This window comes from Hyphomicrobiales bacterium (genome assembly GCA_017642935.1).
Lineage (GTDB): Bacteria > Pseudomonadota > Alphaproteobacteria > Rhizobiales > MH13 > MH13.
Window position 1 is genome coordinate 1,167,132 of sequence record JAEPOK010000001.1, and the last position, 19,888, is coordinate 1,187,019.

At 59.2% G+C, this 19,888-nt stretch carries 20 protein-coding genes, 1 tRNA gene and 1 pseudogene; 6 read left to right on the plus strand and 16 right to left on the minus strand.

The window, feature by feature from the left end; translation table 11 throughout:
- Window positions 1–112: 112 nt before the first annotated feature.
- The 5 genes from JJ917_05520 to JJ917_05540 all read left to right on the plus strand — a co-directional run bounded on the left by JJ917_05520 (window position 113) and on the right by JJ917_05540 (window position 4,997).
- On the plus strand, window positions 113–682 hold the full coding sequence (locus tag JJ917_05520; protein ID MBO6698273.1) for a polysaccharide export protein: 570 nt from the start codon (window positions 113–115) through the stop codon (window positions 680–682).
- Window positions 682–1,827 (plus strand): glycosyltransferase, encoded by a 1,146-nt coding sequence (locus tag JJ917_05525; protein ID MBO6698274.1) that lies wholly within the window; start codon window positions 682–684, stop codon window positions 1,825–1,827. Before JJ917_05520 ends, JJ917_05525 begins: the two co-directional genes overlap by 1 nt.
- Window positions 1,828–2,002: 175 nt before the next feature.
- Complete coding sequence (locus tag JJ917_05530; protein ID MBO6698275.1) at window positions 2,003–3,568, plus strand: undecaprenyl-phosphate glucose phosphotransferase; 1,566 nt, start codon at window positions 2,003–2,005, stop codon at window positions 3,566–3,568.
- The gene (locus tag JJ917_05535) at window positions 3,565–4,851 is read left to right on the plus strand and encodes a hypothetical protein (protein ID MBO6698276.1); all 1,287 of its coding nucleotides are present in this window, start codon (window positions 3,565–3,567) and stop codon (window positions 4,849–4,851) included. The genes JJ917_05530 and JJ917_05535 overlap by 4 nt, the downstream gene beginning before the upstream one ends.
- Before the next feature lie 69 nt (window positions 4,852–4,920).
- Window positions 4,921–4,997: transfer RNA gene (locus tag JJ917_05540), tRNA-Pro, on the plus strand.
- A 19-nt stretch (window positions 4,998–5,016) separates the two neighbouring features.
- Here JJ917_05540 and JJ917_05545 read toward each other — a convergent pair.
- The 7 genes and pseudogenes from JJ917_05545 to JJ917_05575 all read right to left on the minus strand — a co-directional run bounded on the left by JJ917_05545 (window position 5,017) and on the right by JJ917_05575 (window position 10,625).
- Window positions 5,017–5,580, minus strand: coding sequence for a response regulator (locus JJ917_05545; GenBank protein MBO6698277.1), 564 nt, complete (start codon window positions 5,578–5,580; stop codon window positions 5,017–5,019).
- 734 nt (window positions 5,581–6,314) lie between these two features.
- Window positions 6,315–6,569: pseudogene (locus JJ917_05550) on the minus strand (MerR family transcriptional regulator).
- Between the two features lie 263 nt (window positions 6,570–6,832).
- Window positions 6,833–7,135: an integration host factor subunit alpha gene (locus JJ917_05555; protein MBO6698278.1), complete on the minus strand. Its 303-nt coding sequence runs from the start codon at window positions 7,133–7,135 to the stop codon at window positions 6,833–6,835.
- 156 nt (window positions 7,136–7,291) lie between these two features.
- Window positions 7,292–8,284 carry a ketoacyl-ACP synthase III gene (locus JJ917_05560; protein MBO6698279.1) on the minus strand — a complete coding sequence of 331 codons (993 nt, stop codon included), beginning with the start codon at window positions 8,282–8,284 and terminating at the stop codon, window positions 7,292–7,294.
- Entirely contained in the window at window positions 8,281–9,381 is a 1,101-nt protein-coding gene (gene plsX, locus JJ917_05565) for a phosphate acyltransferase PlsX (GenBank protein MBO6698280.1), read from the minus strand. Before plsX ends, JJ917_05560 begins: the two co-directional genes overlap by 4 nt.
- Window positions 9,382–9,525: 144 nt before the next feature.
- The gene (locus JJ917_05570; protein ID MBO6698281.1) at window positions 9,526–10,053 is read right to left on the minus strand and encodes a DUF177 domain-containing protein; all 528 of its coding nucleotides are present in this window, start codon (window positions 10,051–10,053) and stop codon (window positions 9,526–9,528) included.
- A gap of 11 nt (window positions 10,054–10,064) precedes the next feature.
- On the minus strand, window positions 10,065–10,625 hold the full coding sequence (locus tag JJ917_05575; GenBank protein ID MBO6698282.1) for a ubiquinol-cytochrome C chaperone: 561 nt from the start codon (window positions 10,623–10,625) through the stop codon (window positions 10,065–10,067).
- A 307-nt stretch (window positions 10,626–10,932) separates the two neighbouring features.
- Between JJ917_05575 and JJ917_05580 the strand changes: the two genes are divergently transcribed.
- Window positions 10,933–11,283: an outer membrane protein assembly factor BamE gene (locus JJ917_05580; GenBank protein ID MBO6698283.1), complete on the plus strand. Its 351-nt coding sequence runs from the start codon at window positions 10,933–10,935 to the stop codon at window positions 11,281–11,283.
- Between the two features lie 82 nt (window positions 11,284–11,365).
- On the opposite strand, the gene JJ917_05585 is transcribed toward JJ917_05580, so the two are convergent.
- From JJ917_05585 to JJ917_05625, 9 genes are all read right to left on the minus strand, one after another.
- On the minus strand, window positions 11,366–13,498 hold the full coding sequence (locus JJ917_05585; protein MBO6698284.1) for a sodium-translocating pyrophosphatase: 2,133 nt from the start codon (window positions 13,496–13,498) through the stop codon (window positions 11,366–11,368).
- A gap of 233 nt (window positions 13,499–13,731) precedes the next feature.
- The gene (locus tag JJ917_05590) at window positions 13,732–14,967 is read right to left on the minus strand and encodes an MFS transporter (protein MBO6698285.1); all 1,236 of its coding nucleotides are present in this window, start codon (window positions 14,965–14,967) and stop codon (window positions 13,732–13,734) included.
- 93 nt (window positions 14,968–15,060) lie between these two features.
- On the minus strand, window positions 15,061–15,549 hold the full coding sequence (gene nusB, locus JJ917_05595; protein ID MBO6698286.1) for a transcription antitermination factor NusB: 489 nt from the start codon (window positions 15,547–15,549) through the stop codon (window positions 15,061–15,063).
- A complete protein-coding gene (locus JJ917_05600) occupies window positions 15,549–15,980 on the minus strand; it encodes a 6,7-dimethyl-8-ribityllumazine synthase (protein MBO6698287.1) in 432 nt (143 codons plus the stop codon). Before JJ917_05600 ends, nusB begins: the two co-directional genes overlap by 1 nt.
- A gap of 70 nt (window positions 15,981–16,050) precedes the next feature.
- On the minus strand, window positions 16,051–16,656 hold the full coding sequence (locus tag JJ917_05605; GenBank protein ID MBO6698288.1) for a riboflavin synthase: 606 nt from the start codon (window positions 16,654–16,656) through the stop codon (window positions 16,051–16,053).
- 4 nt (window positions 16,657–16,660) lie between these two features.
- Window positions 16,661–17,656: a bifunctional diaminohydroxyphosphoribosylaminopyrimidine deaminase/5-amino-6-(5-phosphoribosylamino)uracil reductase RibD gene (gene ribD, locus JJ917_05610; GenBank protein MBO6698289.1), complete on the minus strand. Its 996-nt coding sequence runs from the start codon at window positions 17,654–17,656 to the stop codon at window positions 16,661–16,663.
- Between the two features lie 11 nt (window positions 17,657–17,667).
- Window positions 17,668–18,156 (minus strand): transcriptional repressor NrdR, encoded by a 489-nt coding sequence (nrdR, locus tag JJ917_05615; GenBank protein MBO6698290.1) that lies wholly within the window; start codon window positions 18,154–18,156, stop codon window positions 17,668–17,670.
- A gap of 17 nt (window positions 18,157–18,173) precedes the next feature.
- Window positions 18,174–19,487 carry a serine hydroxymethyltransferase gene (locus JJ917_05620; GenBank protein MBO6698291.1) on the minus strand — a complete coding sequence of 438 codons (1,314 nt, stop codon included), beginning with the start codon at window positions 19,485–19,487 and terminating at the stop codon, window positions 18,174–18,176.
- A gap of 159 nt (window positions 19,488–19,646) precedes the next feature.
- Window positions 19,647–19,886 carry a hypothetical protein gene (locus JJ917_05625; protein MBO6698292.1) on the minus strand — a complete coding sequence of 80 codons (240 nt, stop codon included), beginning with the start codon at window positions 19,884–19,886 and terminating at the stop codon, window positions 19,647–19,649.
- Between the last annotated feature and the right edge of the window lie 2 nt (window positions 19,887–19,888).

The window sequence follows — 19,888 nt, forward strand, 5'->3', positions numbered from 1 at the left end:
GTTGATTAACCTTGTCCGGTTACTTTCACCGGCGATGAAGCGGGTCACCCAACGGCATTGTAATGGCCGATCGACGCGCTTCCCCGTGAAGGTTTGTAAGGCGTTATGTGTCATGGTGTCTGGTCTGAAATTTCGCCTGTTTGGCTTGGTCGCGTCCTTGGCCCTGCTGGCCGGATGCGCCAGCACCGCGCCGCAGCCGTCAGATTTCAATCCGCTGCTTGTCGAGCCTTACGCTTTGGATTCCGGCGACGCCTTGCGGATTACGGTTTTCGAACAGCCAAGCCTTTCGTCCACCTACACCATCGATGTCGAAGGCATGATCTCCATGCCTCTGATTGGCGACGTTCCAGCGCGCGGTCTGACAGCCGATGAACTAGACGCTAGCGTGACCCAAGCCCTACGCGAGGGTTTTTTGCGCAATCCTGACGTCAGCGTCGAAGTGGCCGCCTACCGTCCGTTCTTCGTGCTCGGTGAAGTTGGCACGTCCGGGCAGTTCCCTTATGTCGCCGGCATGACCGTACGCAGCGCAATCGCCATCGCCGGTGGGTTCTCGCCACGGGCCGTGCGCTCCAATGTCGATATCTCGCGCGTGATGAACGGTGAAGTGGTTGTTGGCCGTGTCGGGCTCAATGAAGCCCTGCGCCCCGGCGACGTCATCACGGTGCGGGAACGCTGGTTCTGATGAGCGCAAACGATGGCAAACCCTTGCGGGTCTTGCTGATCACCCGCGCGCCGGTCGGCGGCCTTTGGCGTCACATTCTTGATCTAACCGATGGGCTTTTGGAGCGTGGCTTTGAGCTTGGAATCGCTGTGGATTCGCTGCGTGCTTCCGATCATGTGCGCTCGACCTTGGAGCGGTTTTCTCCGCGTCTTGCATTGGGTGTCCATACACTCGACATTCCGCGCCTGCCTGGCTGGGGTGACGTAAAGCTCTCGATGCAGTTTCGCAGATTGATCAAGGAGTTGCAGCCAGATGTCGTGCATGGCCACGGCGCCAAGGGCGGGCTTTACGCGCGCCTATCGGCATGGCGGACCGACACGCACGCCGTCTACACGCCCCATGGCGGGTCGCTGCACTACGATTGGAAGACGATGAGCGGAAAGGTGTTTCTCACCGCCGAACGGCGTCTGATCCCCCTCACCCACCAATTTTTGTTCGAGAGCCAGTTCAGCGCCGACGGGTTTGAGGAAAAGATCGGCGACACGCGCGGTCGCGACAAGGTCGTGTTCAACGGTCTGGGAAGCGGTGAGTTTGCCGGTGGACCGGTAGCTCTGGACGAACCGACGCATGATTTCGCCTTTGTCGGTGAGATGCGCGCCATCAAAGGTGTCGATGTGCTTCTGGAAGCGCTTTGCCAGATCCATCATCCCGATGGTCGGCCCTTGCGGGTTCTCATGCTCGGCGATGGCCCGATGTTGGACGACTATCGCGATTATGCGAGCAAGCTTGGTCTGGAAGACGAAGTGACCTTTGTTGGCCGGCGCCCCGTACGCGAGGCCTTTGCCGCCACCAACACCATTGTCGTTCCGTCGCGCGCTGAATCGCTACCTTACATCGTGATCGAATCCATTGCCGCCGGTAAGCAGGTCATTGCAACCGATGTTGGCGGGATCGGCGAAATCTTCGGGCCAACGCGCGATGCTTTGGTGCCGGCCGACGATGTGGATGCCTTGGCGGCCGCCATGCGCGAGACCCTAAAACCAAGATCACAGGCTTCTATCGACACGTTGGACAGGCGTTACGCATACCTAGCCGAAAACTTCCATGTCGACAGGATGGTCGACCAGATTGCCGAGAGCTACCGGGCCATAACCGCCGCGCGTTAACGCTCTGCCTGCGTTCCAGGCAACGCCTTGTTCACCACTTCCCTTAAACGGGCGCAAAGATCGGCGCTGTATAGCTGGCCCTAACGACAAGGGGCAGGCGATGATCCTGCGCCAAAAATGGGCCGGTGGCAGGTTTGATCGCCGGACGCACGGCCCACCGGACAAGGGTGCCGTCATGTTGATCGACCGAGGGACTGTTGCGCGCGAGGCCATCCAGGCCGCCAGCGTCGACATCGACCCAGCCTCAACTTCCAACTTGATTGGCGGAAGCGACGATCTTCGCCCGCTCTCCAAGGCCGCCATCGACGCCGCAAGAACGTTGAAATCGCATGCCATGTCGCCGGTCATCTTGGCTGGCCTGGTCCGGCTTTTTGAGTGGCTTGTCATCGCTGGCACAGGGCTCGCGCTATACGCCTGGTACCTTGGCAGTCAGTTTGGCTTTTCGGTTCTCTATGCCAGCATGATTGTCGGCATTCCGACGGTCGCGGTCGCCGTGTTTCAGGTTTTCGGGCTCTACACGCCCTATGGCATGCGCTCAATCGGGCATCAGGGACTGCGGATCGTTGGCGGCTGGACCTTGCTGTTCGCGCTGATGCTGGCGTTTGCGTTCTTTTCCAACGTTGGCGATGATTTGAGCCGGTTTTGGGTCGGTCTATGGTTTGCGGTCGGCCTGATTGTCCTGATGCTCTATCGCAGCGCTGTGGTGGCGCTTGTCGGCCATTGGACAGCCGCTGGTCGCCTGCAACGCAATGTCGCGCTCGTCGGTGGCGGCAAAGAAGCTGAACGTCTGGTGGAGGCGCTACGTAGCTCTGCCAACAGCGATCTCAACCTGATCGGTTTTTTCGATGATCGTGGCGATGATCGCAGCCAGCAGAGCTGCGCCGGTCTACCCAAACTTGGTTCCGTTGATGATGCCGTCGCGTTCGCGCGCATGGCCTCGCTCGACATGATCATTGTAACCTTGCCTATGACAGCCGAAAAGCGCGTCCTCGACATGGTGCGCAAGCTCTGGATCCTGCCGATCGATGTGCGCCTATCCGCGCACACGGCCAAACTTCGGTTCCGCCCACGCGCCTACAACTACATCGGCAATGTGCCTTTCTTGGCGGTTTTTGATCGCCCGCTTGCCGATTGGGACTATGTCGCCAAGGCCGTCCTTGACCGTGTTCTCGGGTTGGCGATGCTGGTCGCCCTATCGCCCGTAATGATCGCCACGGCGATCGCGGTGAAGCTCGACAGCAAGGGGCCGGTCTTCTTCAAACAGAAGCGGTTCGGGTTCAACAACGAACCGATCGGCGTCTACAAGTTCCGCTCCATGTACACCGACATGTGCGATGCGCAGGCCAATAAGCTGGTCACTAAAGATGATCCGCGCGTGACCCGCGTTGGCCGGTTCATCCGGTCGACCAGCATCGATGAACTGCCGCAACTCTTCAACGTTGTCTTCAAGGGCGACCTGTCGCTTGTCGGACCACGGCCCCACGCGATGGCCGCAAAGGCTGCCGGTGGGCTCTACCATGATGTGGTCGATGGCTATTTTGCCCGCCACAAAGTGAAACCCGGCATCACCGGTTGGGCACAGGTGAATGGTTGGCGCGGCGAAACGGACACGCTTGAAAAGATTGAGCGGCGCGTCGAGCACGACCTATTCTACATCGAAAACTGGTCGATCCTGTTCGACCTGCAGATCATCGCGATGACGCCGCTGGCGCTTCTCACCAACAAAGAGAACGCCTATTGAGCCGTGCGACCACCCCCACTGACCTGAGAGCTCCCTCCGGCTGGGCGCCCCATGCAGCGACGAACTCGGCCCCTGTGGCGCGCCCATTGGTGCAGATCGGTCACGCCTGGGTCTGGTTGCTGGCGTTTTCCGGGTTTTTCGTGCTGCGTGAACCGGCGCCCTATGAGCTGCTGGGCGTGGTCGTGATCGGTGTATCGTTTCTCTTCGGCATGACCCTTCCACGTCCGGTGTTGCCGATGCTTGGGCTGCTGATCCTATACGTGCTCGGGGGTTTCGCCAGCGTACCAATCGCCCCCAATCTTGGCGATGCGCGGTTTCAGATTTTGGTGACAGCGTTTTTGGCGGCGACCAGTCTCTTCTTTGCGTGCTACACGGCACGCGATACGCTTTCGCGCACGGCCCTTATCCGCAACGCCTGGCAATGCGGCGCCATCTTGGCAGCTCTGCTTGGGATCATGGGCTATTTCGGGATCGCCGGAACCGGTGAGCTTTTCACGCGCTTTGGTCGTGCGCGCGGCAGTTTTGAAGACCCCAATGTCTTCGCGCCCTTCCTGGCTGGTGCCGTGGTGTTTGCGATCTACACGATCCTGTCTCGACCGATGAAGCGTTGGTTTTTCCCAATCGTCGTCATCGCCATTTGTTCGGTCGGGATCCTGCTGTCGTTTTCGCGCGGTGCTTGGGGCTACACGCTCTACTCGATTGCCGTGATCACCGTGCTGCACTTCATCCTGACACCAAACTCAGCGGAGCGGTTTCGCATCGTGGTGCTCAGCATGATGGGCCTTGGTCTTTTGATGGTTGGCATCGCGGTTGCCTTTTCGATCCCCGCCATCGGTGATTTGCTGACTCAGCGAGCCAACCTCCTCCAAACCTATGATGGCGGTGAACTCGGTCGTTTCGGCCGCCATGTCCTTGGATTTCAGTTGAGCATTCATCATCCGCTTGGCCTTGGAGCGCTCGGGTTCCGCGAGATGTTCGGCATCGACCCGCACAATGTGTACCTCAATGCCTTGATGACCCATGGCTGGCTTGGCTTTTTTGCTTACATCACGCTCGTCTTCACCACGGCGTTTCAGTTGCTGCGGGTTATCCTGTTCAATCCACCCTTGCGCGCCGTCGCCATTCCGCTTTTTGCGCTGTTCACCGGTGTTATGCTGATGGGAACCTTCATCGACACTGATCGCTGGCGGCATTTTTTCCTGCTGCTTGGCCTGTCTTGGGGTGTGATCGCGGCAAGCATTGCCGGCCCCTTCGTCCGCCGATCGCGGCAGGCCGAAGCTTAGGACGAATTTCCCTCATCGGCTGCATTGCCGCTTGCACTCAACAGCACTGGCAGGCTATCTGCGGTCCGTCGGGGCGTAGCGCAGCCTGGTAGCGCGTTCGTCTGGGGGACGAGAGGTCGTGGGTTCGAATCCCGCCGCCCCGACCATCACCATAAAACCGAGATATCACTCGAACAGGACAAGCTCGTCGAGATCGATCGCTTCGCTGGTGTCCGGCGCCGCCTGTTTTGCCACGCGACGCGCTTCTTGCTCTTTTAGCTCCTGCTCTCGCAATGCAGCCGTAATCAATGGATGTTGCGGCCCAAAATAGTGTTCGGTGCGCAAATAGGGCCGCGGGTTCAATATCGTCTGGCGGATTTGAGCGTACAGCGTGGCGGGCGCGACAGGCTTGGCCACATAGCCGTTGACGCCAAAGCGCAACGCGCGCTCGATCCGGCGTTGTTCATCATGACCCGACATCATAATGACGGTTTGAAAGGCGCCTGGATGGTTCGGCTTGCGAATAGCCCGCATCACGGACTCGCCTGATCGATCGGGGAACTCCCAATCGAGCAATACAATGTCATAGTGGCCAAGTTGGATGCCGTCATAGGCCTCTTGCCCAGTTGACGCCTCCTCGACATGCCGCACACCAAAGGCCTTGAGCACCGACACAACAAGGCGTCTCATAAAGCGGCTGTCGTCAGCGACGAGAAAATGGACGTTCGATAGGTCTAGAGCGGCTTTCATCGGCGCAAATCTGAAAAGGTTTAAGCAGAACTTGGCGGTTCGACCGGCGCCGGAGTCGGTCTGGCCTGGTCCAACTGCGACTTGCATTCCATCAACGTGCGAAGCGCTTGGACTAGCGCTTCGGTTTGGTTCGGCGACAGCCCGCCACCGACTTCGGCTGCACCTGGCGGTCTGGTTGCCTGCGGAAGGGACTGAGAAAGCGTGGTTGGTGCGGGCGTTGCAACCTGTGGAACCGGGCTCGGCGCAATGGGAGCAGTTGGTAGCGCAACACTGGTTGCGACCGGTTGGGGCAAGGGTTGGTTTGGAGCTTGCGCTAACTGCGGCGGCGGCGGCGCTGCCGGTTGCGGCGTACGCGCTTCCAACGGTTCATCATGAACAGCCGCCGGCTCGGGCTCAGCGACAAAGCGAAGGTTGGAGGTGGCTGGAACGACTGGCGTCGGCGGGGCCTGGGAAATTGATGTCGCAGGCGGCACTGCTACCGTCGGTGGTGCTGGCGCTTGCTGTGGCGGCACCGGTTGTGCGGATGGTGCAGACTCCGCGCTGCTTGAAAGCGCGGCGCGAACCGGGTCCGGGCGGGGCGGCTCGAGCGGCATTTGCTGCGACGAATCTTGGGCCGCAACAGGCGCAGGTCTGGCGGTTGGAGCGACAGGTTGTGGTGCTGGAACCGGTCGTTGAGCCGGTGGATTGGCAGGCGCTTCAGTGACGGCTTGATCAGCGAAACTCACTACATGGGCGATACCCTGTTCGCGCAATATGCGCTGCACGCCTTTGATGGTGTAGCCTTCATCATAAAGCAGGTGGCGAATGCCTTGCAGCAAGGCAATGTCCGATGGCCGATAGTACCGTCGACCGCCGGAGCGCTTCATAGGCTTAATTTGGCTGAAGCGGGTTTCCCAGAAACGAAGCACATGCTGTGGCAAGTCCAAAACGTCCGCCGCTTCGCTTATCGTGCGAAACGCTTCCGGGCTTTTGGCCGAGGCACGCGCCATGTCGCTTCAACCCCCTCATTGAAAACCGATTTGACGAACTTTTTATTCTGTAATTTCAATGACTACCGACGAATTTCGAACGAATCATTGAATTCGCCAGACTGTACGGCATGTGGCGCAGCGCACCAACCGTTGAGCATGCCTATTCTTCAAGCGCCACGGTCGTTACGACCAGGCTGTTGCGTGTTCACAACAACAGCAAGATCATCGGAAATTTACGGAAAAGCAACTCGGAGATGGGTGAACCAGCGTCAGCCAGAACCTCAAGATTTGTGGCCGTTGTCCACACGCTCTTTGAGGATGTTCGATGGCTTGAAGACCATCACGCGGCGCGGCGTGATTGGTACTTCTTCGCCGGTCTTGGGATTGCGCCCGATGCGCTCATCCTTGTGGCGAACCACGAATGTGCCAAACGAGGAAAGCTTGACGTTCTCGCCAAGAACCGCTGCCGACGCGATCTCTTCAATCACCGCCTCGACCAGATCGGCCGCTTCGGTTCGTGACAGCCCTACCTGTTGGTAGACGGCTTCACATAGATCAGCACGCGTGACGGTTCCACCAGCCATAACCCTCTTGGCCCTCTTCTCATTCGCTTCAGCGACCCCTCGCCTTGAGGCACAAGTCTTAAGCGATGAGTTCGCGGCGGGTCAATTCAGCTTGTGGCAAAAATAGCTAGAAAAATCAGCACTCAGGGCAAGTTTGATGCATTCTTGGCCGCTGCGTTACATACGCAACAGGCAGGCGCCCCATGTAAATCCGCCGCCCATAGCTTCCAGCAACACAACATCACCCTTTTTGATACGCCCATCGGCGACCGCCTCGCTGAGCGCCAGAGGGATCGACGCCGCCGACGTGTTGCCATGGTGATCAACCGTGACGACAACCTTGGCGGGATCGATTTTCAGCTTGTTGGCCGAAGCATCGATGATGCGCTTGTTGGCCTGATGCGGCACGAACCAATCGATCGTGTCTCCGTTGAATCCGGTCTGCTCGAACACGTCCACAATCACATCGGTGATCATACCAACGGCATGTTTGAAGACTTCTTTGCCCTGCATCCTCAGATGACCGGCCATCTGGTTCGTCGATGGCCCGCCATCGACAAACAGTTTTTCGCGATGATTTCCATCGGACCGAAGTGAGGAGGCAATGATGCCCGGGCCTTCGGGATCAACCGGTCCATCGACCGCATCAAGGACCACCGCCCCTGCCCCATCAGCGAAGAGGACGCATGTCGTGCGGTCTTCCCAATCGATAATCCTAGAAAACGTTTCAGCGCCAATGACCAACGCCCGATTGGCAAGACCGGCCTTCAACTGGCTGTCGGCTGTTGCCATGGCAAAGACGAAACCGGAGCACACCGCCTGCATATCGAACGCATAGCCATGGCGAATACCGAGCTTTTGCTGGACCTGTGTGGCGGTGGCCGGAAAGGTGTAATCGGGCGTGGCGGTGGCCAGCACAATCAAATCAATGGATTGCGGATCGACATCGGCGTTGGCGAGTGCCGCCTTGGCCGCCTCAAAAGCCAAATCACTGGTACGTTCATCAGACGCTGCGATATGGCGCGATTGAATGCCGGTGCGCTGGACGATCCACTCGTCCGACGTGTCGACCATCTTGGCCAGATCGTCATTGGTGAGCACTTTGGCGGGCAAATAGCTGCCGACGCCCAAAACGCGGGCGTGACGAACGGAAGACGCGGCAGATGTCATGAGGCCTCGGAAATTGGCGTCTCTTCCTCGGACGAGGGAGACCGACTAGGGTCAGCTTCTACGACGCCTCGACCGGCTTGAGCAAGTTGAGCGAAAATCTTCTCACCAAGCTCGTTGATCACCATTGTGCGCGCCAAGTCGACAGCGGCGGCAAATCCAAGCGCATCGGCGCCGCCGTGGCTTTTCACCACCGTGCCGTTCATCCCCAAGAACACGCCGCCATTCACACGGCGCGGGTCCATCTTCATGCGCAATGCATTAAACCCTGGTCGGGCGAGAAGCGCGCCAAGCTTGGTGCGTAAGGTGGCTGTCATGGCATCGCGCAGATAGCTGCCGATCTGTTTGGCCGTGCCCTCGGCTGTTTTCAAAGCAATGTTGCCGGAAAAGCCCTCGGTGACGATCACATCGACATTGCCCGAGCCAATGTCTGTGCCTTCGACAAAACCGATATAGTCCATGCCGTCAAAATCGGCATCTTTCAGGCGTTGACCGGCCTCGCGGATCGGCTCCAGACCTTTGACCTCTTCCACGCCGACATTGAGAAGACCAATGGTCGGACGATCGACGCCAAACAGCGCGCGTGCCATGGCCGATCCGAGCAGCGCAAAATCAACCAGCATGTCGGCGTCCGCGCCAACCGTCGCGCCGACGTCAAGCACCACCGCTTCATTGCGGGCGGTTGGCCAGATGGCCGCGATGCCGGGGCGTTCGATGCCCTTTTGCATTTTTAGGCAGAATTTCGACATCGCCATCAATGCGCCGGTGTTGCCAGCCGAGACGCAAATGTCGGCGTCGCCGGTTTTCACCTGCTCGATCGCCTTCCACATGGAAGACGTACGTCGGCCCTGCCGCAATGCTTGTGATGGCTTGGTGTCCATCGCGACCGCGACATCGGTGTGCACCACTTGGGTGCAATCCTTGAGGTTTGCGTGTTTGTCGAGGATCGGCCGGATCACCGCCTCGTCGCCCACCACAATGAATGCAAGTTCGGGGTGACGCTGTTTGGAGATGGCGAGTCCGGGAATGACGTTGGTGGCTCCTTCGTCGCCCCCCATCGCATCCACCGATATCGTCACTGTGTCTTCGTCACGCGTCATGCAAGCTTTCCAGTTGGCTCAGGCCAGTCGAGGTATCGCGATGGGCTGAAGCGCCCGCATTCCTATCGCCGAATCTGGCCCGGATAAAGGGTGCATATCGGCCATGAACACGCCGCGGCGGCAGCGGTCGACAAGACCTACGTTTCAGCGTTTGAGGTCTTTTAGGACCGCAAATGGCGAAGCCGGTTCGTCTTCGTCCACCGCATCCTCGTCGGTATCGGCGGCTCTGGGCGGCGCCAAATCAGGATGCCTCGGATAAGGATCGAGTGCCAGGGTGAATAGCTGGTAGGCCAGGTCTGAGATTGAGGCTGCGCCGCCCACCAGTGGTTCGACGTCGTTGTCGTTCAAGGGATCGAGATCGATGGTCTCTTCCAGTTTCTTTTGCTGACCGAAAATCTGCTCGAACGGCACCTCAAGCGAAGCCTTGAACGGGCGAAGCGATACACCGCAGATGTACGTCACCTCTGCTTTCAACTCACCGTCAACTCGCAATTGACGGCCCTTCATGCCAAGAGCCGTCGCGCCAAGGTTGAACTGCTCGACCGAGGCCAACCCGTTTTCTTCAGCAAGGTGCGCCCGTTCCTCGGCATCGAGTTCCAGGCGCATCCGTACCGGGCTGCGCCGCGCCTCTTCGGCAAGAACGGAAAGGGTTGGAAGGTCTTTTTTTGCCATCGTGCTGCTCTCTACGCAGCCACATGGTGAGGATTCATCGGCCAAACCAACTCGCCATCCAGTACGGCATCATCGTCCTGGTCAGCCAAGGTCTTGTCGGCTGCTTGAAGATATCGGGCCAAGGCAAGCGCGTTCACCGTGTAAGACGAAGGCTCGTCTGCGGACGGCGCTTTATCGGCACCAAAAACGATGCCGCCCGCGTTGCGCTCAATTGCTTCGGCGAGCGCTTTTTCATCCCCGCTATCGAGTGCTTCGCCGAACGCCTGGCCGCGACCCAGATAGGCCGTTGCCAGCGTTTTCAAGCGCTTTGGCACATTGCGATCGCTGACGCCGGTCTCGCGCAAGGCGCGATCAAGATCCTTGAACATCAGGTCGGAAAAGGCCTGTGAGCGCACAGCTGCTTCTTCGGCGCGCGCACCCTCGATTTTTTTCAAGCGGCGGAAGAGAAGGATCGCATGGGCGATCAACATGTCGAACCGGCCACCGATCGTATCCGGAACGCCCCAGGCTTCGAAAAAGACCGACTGGCGCGACTGATCCGTGACGCTTCGATAAAAAGCGTAAGACGTCATATCTTTACGCCGTTTCCATAAACCGAACACCATCGTGTTGCCCTATTTGGTCATCTTGGGTAGGTCCGGACACGCGATGGCCGCTGATCGGTCGCGCACCACACCCGCACCCCTATGTGCGTATGGTCTGTAGTGAGGAGGTATAGGGTTGGCAAAGGTCGGATTAAAGGGGACATCCCCGATTGGCCATTCATTGGCCGAGGACAAACCGACGCGCCGGTCGCTGCTAACAGGCGCGGTTGCGTTGGGTGCAGCGCTCGCACTGTCGGCTTGCAACACGACTGAGGTGCGCAATCACGGCTTCATCATGCCGGATTCCGGCCTGGAACAGGTGCCTGTTGGTTCCTCGAAGAACCAAGTCCTGATCGTGCTTGGCACGCCGCAAACCACCGCGACATTGGACAATGAGGTGTTCTATTACATCTCGCAGCGCAGCGAACAGACCTTCGCGTTCTCGCGCCCTGAAATCACCGATCAAAGGGTGCTTGCGGTCTATTTCGATGAGAACGAGCTGGTAGCGCGGATCGCCGATTATGGCCTGCAGGATGGCGTGATCTTCGACTTTGTCAGCGAGACAACACCGACAGGTGGCGCGGACCTCACCTTTATCGGTCAGATCCTTGGTGGTCTGGGCTCGACGCCAACGAACATCTTTTAGACCCGGCTCTCTTGGCCAAACAAAAACCCCGCCAACCAGTCTGGTTGGCGGGGTTTTCTTTTGCGCGTGCGTGCCTGACAGCTTAGCCGTGCGCCAGCACGGCAAGCAGCAGCAGAGCCACGATGTTCGTGATCTTGATCATCGGATTGACGGCCGGACCAGCGGTATCCTTGTAAGGATCGCCAACGGTATCGCCCGTGACCGAAGCCTTGTGGGCCTCGCCACCTTTTTCATGCTTCACGCCGTCTTTATCGACAAAGCCATCTTCAAAGCTCTTCTTGGCGTTGTCCCACGCACCACCACCGGCGGTCATGGACACGGCCACATAGAGCCCGTTGACGATCACGCCGAGGAGCATAGCGCCGACGGCGGCAAAGGCCTGGTCCTTGCCAGCAATCGCATTGATGGCGAAGAACACCACGATCGGCGAGAGCACCGGTAGCATCGACGGCACGATCATTTCCTTGATCGCCGCCTTGGTCAGCATATCCACAGCGCGAGCATAGTCGGGCTTGGAGGTGCCTTCCATGATGCCTGGGTCAGCTTTGAACTGACGGCGAACCTCTTCCACCACAGCACCGCCTGCGCGGCCCACCGCGGTCATGGACATGCCACCGAACAGGTAAGGCAGCAGTCCACCGAAGAGAAGGCCGACGACGACGTAGGGGTTGGAGAGGGAGAAGTCGACCGCCACACCTTCAAAGAAGGAACCCGGCGTTGCATTGGCCGCGAAGAACTTCAGATCTTCGGTGTAGGCCGCGAACAGCACCAGTGCACCCAGACCGGCTGACCCAATAGCATAACCTTTGGTGACAGCCTTTGTGGTGTTGCCCACAGCATCCAGCGCGTCTGTCGTCTCACGCACTGAGCTCGGCAGATCGGCCATTTCCGCGATGCCGCCAGCGTTGTCGGTGACAGGACCGAAGGCATCCAGCGCCACCACGATGCCTGCCAGCGCGAGCATGGTCGTCACCGCAATGGCGATGCCGAACAGGCCAGCGAGCAGGAAGGTGGAGATGATGCCGGCGATGATGATGATCGCTGGCAGCGCAGTTGCCTCCAGCGAAATCGCCAAGCCCTGGATCACGTTGGTGCCGTGACCAGTGACCGATGCCTGGCTGATCGATCGGACAGGACGGTAGCCGACGCCGGTGTAATACTCGGTGACGACGATGATGCCGCCAGTGACCACGAGGCCGATGACACCACAGAAGAAGAGGTCAACACCCGTGAAGCTTGTGCCACCGGATGTTGTGAACACCTGATCGGCGCCCAACCAGCCCCAGACAATGGCGGCCAGCGCAATGATTGACAGGATCGCCGCACCCCAGAAGCCCTTGTAAAGGGCGCCCATGATGGAATTGTTCGAGCCCAGGCGAACGAAGAACGTGCCGATGATCGAGGTGATGACGCAGGCGCCGCCGATAACCAGCGGCAACAGCATCATCTTCTCACCTTCGGCCCCGACGAAGAAGATCGAGGCAAGCACCATCGTCGCAACGACCGTCACGGCATAGGTTTCGAAAAGATCAGCGGCCATACCGGCGCAATCGCCGACATTATCGCCGACATTATCGGCGATTGTGGCAGGGTTGCGGGGGTCGTCCTCAGGGATGCCAGCCTCAACCTTACCGACCAAGTCACCACCGACGTCAGCGCCTTTGGTGAAGATACCACCGCCGAGACGGGCGAAGATGGAGATCAACGAAGCGCCGAAGCCAAGGGCGACAAGCGAGTCGATGACGACGCGCGAAGTGTTGTCAAAGCCCATTGGTCCGGTCAGCAGGTAGTAGTAGACGGCAACGCCAAGCAGGGCGAGACCGGCCACCAGCATGCCGGTGACGGCACCCGACTTGAACGCGATGGACAAGCCCGCTGCCAAGCTCTGCGAGGACGCCTGGGCCGTGCGCACATTGGCGCGCACCGACACGTGCATGCCGATGAAACCGGCGGCGGCAGAGAGGACTGCACCGATCAGAAAGCCAATGGCGACTTCCATGCCGAGCAGGAAGATGACGAGAACAAAAATGACAGCGCCAACGATGGCGATGGTGAGGTATTGGCGGGTCAGATAGGCCGAGGCGCCTTCTTGAATAGCGCTTGCGATTTCCTGCATGCGCTGATTGCCCGCATCGGCGGCCATCACCGACTGTACGGCCCAGACACCGTAGACAATCGATAGGATGCCACACGCGATGACAAAGATGAGTTCCATGGATCGATCCCTTGAAGCGTTGCGTACGCGATGCGCACTAACTTGGTGCGAGACTGTGGGCTTTCGGCCCGTCTCTCGTTCGTGATCTTGCTAGGCTGATGAGGGACGCTTCCACCTCGCGGGTGAGCGGGTCTGGCCGCCCCTAGCCGCGCAGGTCATGCCAAAAAGGCCAAGCCATAGCAAGCGACGGCGGCAGGTTGTCTGGCCTTCAGACCAGGGTTTTCAACCAAAGTCTAAGATACCAGCCTAGGCAGGCTGTGCCGTGCGCCCCGCCAAAGAAGGAAAAGGGCAGCGAGCGCCAGCACTGGCAACAGAATCCAGTTGATCACATCCCAGCCAAACAGGTGCAGAAGGCCGCCGGACGAGAAGCTAGCAAACGCCACAAAACCGAACAGGATGAAGTCGTTCCATCCCTGCACCGTATTGCGCTCCTCTGGGCGATAGCATTCGGTCAACATGGCCGTGGCACCCAGGAACGCGAAGTTCCAGCCAACACCCAAGAGCACCAGCGCAATCCAGAAATGGCCAACGGAGATGCCGTTGAGCGCCACCGCCGCACAGACGGCCAACAACGCGAATCCTGTCAAGATCACCCGCTCCACGCCAAACCGGGTGATAAGCGAGCCGGTGAAGAAACTCGGCGCGAACATGCCGATGACATGCCATTGGATGCCAAGCGCCGCCTCACCAACCGAATGGCCGCAAGCGATCATCGCGATGGGCGCCGCCGTCATTGCCAGCGCCATCAAAGCATACGAGACAATGGCACTGAGCAAGGCTGCCTGAAAGCGCGCCTGTTTGGCGATCTCCGCCATTGGCCGGACCCGCGCTTTACTCGCTGCGGTTTGAAGAACCGGCTTGGGCAAATCAACGAAGCTGACAACGGCAACAGACAAGAGCGCCAGGCCTGCCTGTCCTAGAAACGCGCCAGCAAAGAGAATCGGATCGAAGAAGTCATTCATCGCGATGACGACCTGAGGGCCGATTAAGCCGGATGCCACACCGCCCGCCAAAACCCAGGAAATCGCCTTCGGGCGGAAGGCCGGCGATGCGGTATCAGCGGCTGCGAAGCGGTAGGAATGCACAACTGCGCCGAACATCCCTGCCATGAACGTGCCAAGGCACAGCATCCAAAACGCGCCAGAAAGAACGCCTTGCATCGACACCAATCCGGCCAGGACGCCGAAAGAAGCGGCGGCCCAAAAGACAGGCCGGCGCCCAATGCGGCCCATAAGCTTCTGTGCCGGAAGCGTACAAAACGCCGTGCCGAGAATGAAAAGCGAGACCGGGATGGTCGCAAAGGCGGCCTGTTCGGCAGGCAGCACATAGCCGCCAGCAAGGCCGGCGGTCGCGATCACGATGGATGCGTTGGCCCCACCCAAAGCTTGGCCGATGGCGAGCACCAGCGCGTTGCGTTTGGCGCGCGCGTCATCATGGGTTTCAACAGGGTCGATGGAAGCAACAGTCATGGTCCCGGTATCGCGCGGCAATCGGCAAACGTCCATGTGGAAAACGCTTACGACAGACCCCTGCCCGTTCGATCGACGTGGGCAAATGGTCGCTTAGGTGCGGAACCGTTTCACCAATGCGTTGAGCACGCCGTTGGTCAGGCGCACTTCCTGCTCCTCGTAGAACGCCTTGGCGATATCAATGTATTCATTGAGGATCACGGGCGCGGGAATGTCCTGCCGCTTCATGATCTCGAAAGCCGCCGTGCGCAAAAGGGCGCGCAGCAAAGTATCAAGACGCGTCAGCGGCCAGCCATCAGGCAGGGCTGTATGGATGGCCGGATCGAGAAATTTCTGCGCATCAACAACGCCGGTCACAAGATGGCGAAAATATCCTTTATCGGCAGGCCGATAGGCCCAACCATCGACCTCTTCGCCTAAGCGAAACAGCTCGAATTCCGCCAAGGCTTGCGGCATGGTCGTGCCACCAACATCCATTTGGTAAAGCGCTTGTACCGCGATCAAGCGTGCAACACCACGAGCATTGGCTGGTTTGGGTGCTGCGCCTTTTGGCGTAGAATTTGGGCGCGCCGTTGCGGCCATTACTGCGTTCCCATCGTGCGGCGCAATTCGACCAGCGCCATAGCGGCTTTCGCTGCGCCGCCACCCTTGTTCTTGTCGGCACGGTTTGCGCGCGCCCAGGCCTGGTCACGGTTTTCGACCGTTTGAATGCCGTTGCCGATGGCAAGGCCGGGATTAAGCGTCAGATCCATCAGCGCGCGCGAGGATTCGCCTGCCACAATGTCATAGTGGGAGGTTTCCCCGCGGATCACTACACCAAGCGCGATGTAGCCGTCATAGGCCTTGGGATTGCGGTAGCCGATCATCATGGCGCCTGGAATTTCCAGCGCACCGGGCACCGAAACGCGTTCATAAGTGTGCCCTTCGGCCTCCAAAACCTCGATGGCGCCTGCGGCGAGCTCATCGGCAAGGTCGGTATAGAAGCGCGCTTCGGCGATCAGAAAATGGGCCATGGGGTACCAACTAATTCAAGATGCGCGGTGCTTATACGCCTTTTGCCGGCAAGGGCTAGGGTCCTGACCCTTAATCGTCAGCCTGCATCAGGCGTTCGGCATAACGCGCCATCAGGTCGATCTCGATGTTCATCGCGTCGCCGACTTGCCGATCACCCCAAGTGGTGACCTCCAGCGTGTGCGGGATCAGCATCAGCGTGAATCGGTCGCCCTCGACCTTGTTGACTGTCAGCGAGGTGCCTTGCAAACAAACCGAGCCTTTCTTGGCGATGAATTTGGCGAGGTTTTCTGGCGCTTCGATCTCGAACAGCGACGTGTTTTCCCCATCCTCGCGTTTGGTCACACTGGCCATGCCGTCCACGTGACCGGTGACGAGGTGCCCACCCATTTCATCGCCAAGTTTCAGAGAACGCTCCAAGTTGATCCGCGTGCCAGGTTTCCATGCACCGAGCGTCGTTAGGCGCAGCGTTTCTGTTGATGCATCAATGGTGTAGCGCGCGCCATCCACCGTTTTCTCCAACGTGGTGACCGTCAAACAGCAGCCGTCATGGGCGATGGAGGCACCAAGATCGATGGTCGTCGCTTCATAAGGCGATTGGATGGTGAAGCGCTTGTCCTCGCCCATCGTTTCAACGTTCGCGACGGTGCCAATGGCGGTGACGATGCCGGTGAACATAAGATCAGGCCTTTCCCGTTGGCCAATAGGTGACGATCTGGTCGGGGCCGCTCTGGCGACGACCGGCAATCGAAAATCCTGACAAGCCCTCCACGGTGGGGTCGCTCACAAAGGGGCGAACTGCCTTTAGACCCATTACCGGCTCACCTTTGATCAAAAGGACCTCATCGACTAGACCATCGTGCAGAAAGCTCACGGCGAGCTTGGCACCGCCTTCAATAAGAAGGCTTGTGATCCCGCGCGCGGCCAAATCACCAAGGCCGCTTTTCAGGTCATGGCCAGGTAGGTGTATCCAGCTTGCAGCGGCATTGCGACCGCCGAACAGTACGCGTTGCGGCGACCTGTCTGAAAGCCCCGGCAGACGCACAGTGAGCTGCGGCGTATCGGCCTGGTAGGTGCCGGCACCGACAGCGATTGCATCCATGCGCGCCCGCAGGCCGTGCATCAACCGGTTGGTTTGGGCCGACGTGATGGCCACCTGCCCTTCGCCGGGTCGTCCGATCCCAAGATCGGCACTCAAGGCCAATTTCAACGTGACATGCGGCCTGCCTTTGGCCACACGCGTGATATGGCCACGATGAACGCGCTGGGCGACTTTCTTGACGTCGGCAAAAGGTTCAAAGGCTACCTCGATGCCCGCCTCGCGGAGCCGAGCCACGCCAGAACCTGACGCGCGCGAATCAGGGTCGCCGAGCGCGATGACCACGCGCGCAACGCCTGCTTCGATCAAGGCGTCGGTGCAAGGGCCGGTCTTGCCATGATGATTGCAAGGTTCCAGCGATACGTATGCAGTCGCGTCCCTTGCAGCGGCCCCGGCCTCATCAAGCGCTCTGGTCTCTCCATGTGGTCGGCCGCCCCGCCCCGTGGCGCCCGCGCCGACAACCACGCCGTCGCGCACGATCAAGCATCCAACTGCCGGGTTGGGCCAGGTCCGTCCAAGCTCGGCCTGCCCAAGGCGAAGCGCGGCAGCCAAGAAACGGCGGTCGGTTTCCGTCAGCATGGCAGGCGCCATCACTTGGACGGGTCAGTGCGCTGGCCAGCAACGCCTGAAGAACTGGCTAGCTCTTCGACAAACTCTTCAAAGTCACGCGCTTCGCGGAAGTCTTTGTAGACTGACGCAAAACGCACATAGGCAACGTCATCGAGGCCCTTCAGTGCGTCCATGACCAAGAGACCGATCTGGTCGGACTGGACATCCGTTTCGCCGGTGCTTTCCAGTTGGCGGACAATGCCAGAGACCAGTCGTTCCAACTGCTCATCAGCGAGCGGCCGCTTACGCGCTGCGATGCGTACCGAGCGTAAAAGCTTATCGCGATCAAAGGTTTGGCGCTTACCGTCGCGCTTGACGACGGTCAGTTCGCGAAGCTGCACGCGTTCAAAGGTGGTGAAGCGCCCTCCGCAATCGCCGCATACACGGCGCCGCCGAATGACAGCATTGTCTTCAGCGGGCCGCGAGTCTTTGACGTGCGTGTTCAGGCTTTGGCAGAAGGGACAGCGCATGGAGCCGGTGGCGTTTCCTAGCCGAGGTCGGGATAGATCGGGAAGCGATCTGTCAGGGCAACGACCTTCTCGCGCACGGCTTTCTCAACAAGCGAATCCTCATCGGTCTGATTTTGAGAAAGAACATCCAGCACTTCAGCGATCAGATGACCAACTTGCTGGAACTCGGCGACACCGAAGCCGCGCGTGGTGCACGCTGGCGACCCAAGGCGCACACCGGACGTCACGAACGGTTTCTGTGGGTCGAAAGGTACGCCGTTCTTGTTGCAGGTGATGCCCGCGCGCTCCAACGCTTTTTCCGAGACCTTGCCGGTCAGGTTTTTGGGCCGAAGATCGACCAGAACGATGTGGTTTTCGGTGCCACCTGAAACGATGTCATAGCCGTGGTTTTTGAGTGTTTCGGCCAGAGCAACCGCGTTTTCGACCACGTTTTTCGCGTAGATTTTGAACTCGGGACGCAGCGCTTCGCCAAAGGCCACAGCCTTGGCTGCGATCACATGCATCAGCGGCCCGCCCTGAAGACCGGGGAAGACGGCCGAATTCAGTTTTTTGGCGATGTCACCATCATTGGTGAGGATCATGCCGCCGCGTGGACCACGCAGGGTTTTATGTGTCGTCGTCGTTGCCACATGGGCGTGCGGGAACGGGCTGGGGTGCTGGCCACCGGCAACGAGGCCGGCAAAATGCGCCATGTCCACAAGCAAAATCGCACCGACAGAATCGGCAATCGCGCGAAAGCGGGCAAAATCGAACTGGCGCGAATAGGCCGAACCACCTGCGATGATGATTGTCGGTTTGTGTTCCTTGGCAAGCTGCTCAACCTGATCATAGTCGAGCAGACCGTCTTCCTTGCGCACACCATATTGAACGGCGTTGAACCATTTGCCGGAAAGATTGGGGGCCGCGCCATGGGTTAGGTGGCCACCAGCGTCCAAGCTCATGCCAAGCACCGTGTCTCCCGGCTTGGCGAGCGCCAGCATCACCGCCTGATTGGCCTGGCTACCGGAGTTTGGCTGGACGTTGGCAAACTCACAATCGAACAGTTTGCACGCCCGTTCAATTGCTAATCTCTCAGCAATATCAACAAAGTGGCAGCCACCATAGTAGCGGCGACCCGGATAGCCTTCGGCATATTTGTTGGTCATCACCGAGCCCTGCGCTTCCATCACGGCGCGGCTGACGATGTTCTCCGAGGCAATTAGCTCAATCTCATGCTGCTGACGGCCAAGTTCGCCTTTGATGGCGGCTGCCAGTTCCGGATCGGTCGTGGCAAGGTCGTCGGAAAAGAAGGTCGGGTACAACGCGTCGGCGTCGTGTTCGGTCATAGCCATGGATGAAGGCCCCCTGGTGATGGATCAGCGCGCATCTGCCACGCGCAAGGTTCTGGCAATCGGCAGGCGAGGTGAGCGGTTAACACATTGGACGGTGCTGTCCAACACACCAAACGATGCGTGAATTGCACACGCCTTTGCGTTTAGGCTGCGTTGCGTTCAGACGAGCTTGCCGCGTTGCGCGCGTTGGTTTGGTTGGGACGTTGAAGTGGAGCCGCTTGCGCCGCGTTCGCGGGCTATGCGAGCCTCAAGTTTTCGCCGCGCCAGTTCATTAATGCGATCGCGCGCCGTGTAGCTTGGGGCTGCGAACACGACCTCCAACCCGGTGACCGGATCGATGGCCGTGACGCGCAAGGCTTTGTCGACAGGCATGATTTCGAGATAAATCTCGCCTGTCATGT

Coding starts and splice junctions, on each gene's coding strand:
- JJ917_05520 (MBO6698273.1), top strand. CDS start 113: ATGGTGTCTGGTCTGAAATTTCGCCTGTTTGGCTTGGTCGCGTCCTTG.
- JJ917_05525 (MBO6698274.1), top strand. CDS start 682: ATGAGCGCAAACGATGGCAAACCCTTGCGGGTCTTGCTGATCACCCGC.
- JJ917_05530 (MBO6698275.1), top strand. CDS start 2,003: ATGTTGATCGACCGAGGGACTGTTGCGCGCGAGGCCATCCAGGCCGCC.
- JJ917_05545 (MBO6698277.1), bottom strand. CDS start 5,580: ATGAAAGCCGCTCTAGACCTATCGAACGTCCATTTTCTCGTCGCTGAC.
- JJ917_05555 (MBO6698278.1), bottom strand. CDS start 7,135: ATGGCTGGTGGAACCGTCACGCGTGCTGATCTATGTGAAGCCGTCTAC.
- JJ917_05560 (MBO6698279.1), bottom strand. CDS start 8,284: ATGACATCTGCCGCGTCTTCCGTTCGTCACGCCCGCGTTTTGGGCGTC.
- plsX (MBO6698280.1), bottom strand. CDS start 9,381: ATGACGCGTGACGAAGACACAGTGACGATATCGGTGGATGCGATGGGG.
- JJ917_05570 (MBO6698281.1), bottom strand. CDS start 10,053: ATGGCAAAAAAAGACCTTCCAACCCTTTCCGTTCTTGCCGAAGAGGCG.
- JJ917_05575 (MBO6698282.1), bottom strand. CDS start 10,625: ATGACGTCTTACGCTTTTTATCGAAGCGTCACGGATCAGTCGCGCCAG.
- JJ917_05580 (MBO6698283.1), top strand. CDS start 10,933: ATGCCGGATTCCGGCCTGGAACAGGTGCCTGTTGGTTCCTCGAAGAAC.
- JJ917_05585 (MBO6698284.1), bottom strand. CDS start 13,498: ATGGAACTCATCTTTGTCATCGCGTGTGGCATCCTATCGATTGTCTAC.
- JJ917_05590 (MBO6698285.1), bottom strand. CDS start 14,967: ATGACTGTTGCTTCCATCGACCCTGTTGAAACCCATGATGACGCGCGC.
- nusB (MBO6698286.1), bottom strand. CDS start 15,549: ATGGCCGCAACGGCGCGCCCAAATTCTACGCCAAAAGGCGCAGCACCC.
- JJ917_05600 (MBO6698287.1), bottom strand. CDS start 15,980: ATGGCCCATTTTCTGATCGCCGAAGCGCGCTTCTATACCGACCTTGCC.
- JJ917_05605 (MBO6698288.1), bottom strand. CDS start 16,656: ATGTTCACCGGCATCGTCACCGCCATTGGCACCGTCGCGAACGTTGAA.
- ribD (MBO6698289.1), bottom strand. CDS start 17,656: ATGCTGACGGAAACCGACCGCCGTTTCTTGGCTGCCGCGCTTCGCCTT.
- nrdR (MBO6698290.1), bottom strand. CDS start 18,156: ATGCGCTGTCCCTTCTGCCAAAGCCTGAACACGCACGTCAAAGACTCG.
- JJ917_05620 (MBO6698291.1), bottom strand. CDS start 19,487: ATGGCTATGACCGAACACGACGCCGACGCGTTGTACCCGACCTTCTTT.
- JJ917_05625 (MBO6698292.1), bottom strand. CDS start 19,886: ATGACAGGCGAGATTTATCTCGAAATCATGCCTGTCGACAAAGCCTTG.